General features: G+C 63.2%; 2 protein-coding genes. One reads left to right on the top strand and one right to left on the bottom strand.

The window, feature by feature from the left end; translation table 11 throughout:
* A partial coding sequence (locus tag ACXJL8_RS38165) for a regulator (RefSeq protein WP_456686717.1) occupies positions 1 to 1,605 on the top strand: 1,605 nt, incomplete at its 5' end.
* A gap of 85 nt (positions 1,606 to 1,690) precedes the next feature.
* Here ACXJL8_RS38165 and ACXJL8_RS38170 read toward each other — a convergent pair.
* The coding region (locus ACXJL8_RS38170; protein WP_456686718.1) for an NAD(P)/FAD-dependent oxidoreductase at positions 1,691 to 2,859 on the bottom strand (1,169 nt) is incomplete at its 5' end.

The following is a 2,859-nucleotide window of genomic DNA, read 5'->3' on the forward strand; positions in this document are numbered from 1 at the left end:
CTATGGACACCGGGCGACTGGAACGCGTTTTTCGGCTTCGGCACCAACATTCTCGTCAACATGCTGGTGCTCACGGGCCTGCTGCGCTTCGTGCTGAAGATGCCGGACTCACTCGTGTTCGGCCGCATCCTGCCCGCGCTCGGGCTGATGATGTGCCTGTCGACCTTCTACTACGCATACCTCGCCTACCGGCTGGCGCAGAAGACCGGCCGCAGCGACGTCTGCGCGCTGCCCTCGGGCGTCAGCGTGCCGCACATGTTCATCGTCACCTTCGTGATCATGCTGCCGATCACGATCAAGACCGGCGATCCGCTGAAGGGTTGGTCGGCCGGCCTGGTCTGGGTGTTCTTCCAGAGCTTCATCCTCATGATCGGCGGCTTCATCGCGCCGTTCATCCGCAAGATCACGCCGCGCGCGGCGCTGCTCGGCACGCTTRCCGGTGTCTCCGTCACCTTCATCTCGATGCGGCCGGCGCTCGAAATGTACATGACGCCGCAGATCGGCCTGGTCTGCTTCGCCATCATCCTGGTGAGCTGGTTCGGCGGCGTGAAATATTGGCGCGGCATTCCCGCCGGCCTCGTCGCCATCGCGGTCGGCATGATCATCGCCTGGGGCTCGAACCTGTTCGGCCTCGGTCTCGGTGGACTGAGCGTCAAGGGCGTCGGCGATGCCTTTGCCAATTTCGGCTTCTCGGTGCCGATCCCGGCCGTAGGCTACGTGTTCTCCGGCTTCGAGTTCCTCGGCATCATCCTGGTCACCGCCATTCCGTTCGGCATCTATGACCTCGTCGAGGCCATGGACAATGTCGAGAGCGCGGAAGCGGCCGGCGACGAATATCCGACCACGCGCGTGCTGACGGCCGACGGCGTCGTCAGCCTGATCGGCTGCCTGATGGGCAATCCCTTCATCAACGCGGTCTATATCGGCCATCCCGGCTGGAAGGCGATGGGCGGCCGCATCGGCTACTCGGCCGCGACCGGCATCATGGTGGTCGTGCTGGCATGGTTCGGCATCATCTCGGTGCTGCTGGCGCTCGTGCCGGTGGTCGCGATCTCGCCGATCCTGCTCTACATCGGCATGCTGATCGGTGCGCAGGCGTTCCAGACCACGCCGGTCAAGCACGCGCCCGCGATCGTGCTGGCGCTGACGCCGCATCTCGCCGCCTGGGCCAAGCTCCAGATCGACACCATGCTGGGTTCGACCATGATGGCCGCGACCTCTGTCGGCGGGCTCGCCGCCGACAAGGCCGACGCGGTCAAGGCCGCGGCGATCGCAGCACTGCCGCAGCAGGGCGTGTTCTATCACGGGCTCGAGGTGATGGGCGGCGGCTCTATCCTCGGCGGCCTGATCCTGGGCGCGATCGGCGTCTTCATCATCGAGCGCGACTTCGAGAAGGCCTCGGCCTTTGCGCTGGTCGGAGCGGTGCTGACTTACTTCGGCWTCATGCACGGCGAAGCCGTCGGCATCGGTGGCGGCTTTGGCGTCACGCCCGCAGTTGCATTCGCCTACGCCGTGATGGCCGCCGGGCTGTTCGCGGCCAGCAGGCTCGGCGCCAGCGAGCCCTACGCCGCGCATCCGGAGATGCACGCGGCACCGGCGGAGTAGGCCAGCAACTTGGACATCTGCATCATGGTGAGAGGCGGTGCGGAAGCACCGTCTCAAACCATGGTGTAGCCCTCGGCAACGTCTGCTAAATGATCCCTTGTTCGCGATACGGTGCGCCGTCCAACACGCGCTGCCATCCGAAACGACTGAGATCGATGGTCYGATAGCCGCCATCCAGGATCAGTTCGGCCATCGCGCGCCCGCAGCCTGGAGCATGCATGAGGCCGTGGCCCGAGAATCCTGCAATCATGTAGAAATTCGGCAGGCCATTGGTCCAGGGGCCGATGATTACGTTGCCATCGAGCTCGTTCTGATCGTAGAGCCCCGGCATCACGTTCTTTTCTTTTGTCCGTTCGAAGGCCGGAAACCGATGCGCAAGCGCCGGCCAAACGACGCGTTCGAAATAGTCGTGCTCGACTTCGAAGTTGAAGCCGCGCGGCTCCCGAATGTCTGGCACGCCGCCCGAGTAGCCTTTGCCTTCGGGCCGGAACGCCAATCGCTGGGTGTCCTTCAGATAGGGCAACAGCTCGATTGCTTGCTCGCACTCGAAGTAATGCTCGTAACGACGCATCGGTTCGATCGGCACCCGCATCCCGACCATCGCGCTGATCTCCTTTGCCCATGCGCCGGCCGCGTTCACCACGTGGTCCGCTGAGATGACTGCTCCCGATTTCAGCGTCACATTTCTGACGCGTCCGCGCTGCGCCTCGAGTCCGATAACCTCGTCATCGAGGAACGTCGCGCCGATCGAGAGGGCCTTCCGCCGCAATCCGCGCAGCACGCTGTAGGGATCCAGCCAGCCATCGTCAGGCGAATATGCTGCGGCTGCGAGATCGTCGACATTCATTGAGGGGAATCTGCTCTTCAATCCGTTTTGATCGAGCCAAACGACGTTAACGCCGTTCTCTTCCTGCACGCGAAAGTTTCTCTCGAGCGTGCCGATGTCTGCAGCCGAGACGATGAAGAGATAGCCGTTTTTCTTGAAGTCGATCTGTGCCGGTTCGCCATCCACCGCCATGTCGGTGTCAAATCGCTCGAAGAAGGGAATGCTGAAATTGGAAAGCGCGATGTTCTCGGGCAGCGCGAACAGCCGGCGGACGCCGCCTGATGCACGCGGTGTCGAAGCGAGGCGGTAGGTCTTGTCTCGTTCGACCACGGCTACTGAGCACGCCTTCGGATGACGCCTCAGGAAGTAGGCGATGCTCGCCCCGACCGCGCCTCCGCCGATAACGACGACGTCGTAATGCACTGATC

It is taken from the genome of Bradyrhizobium sp. P5_C11_2, assembly GCF_054049755.1.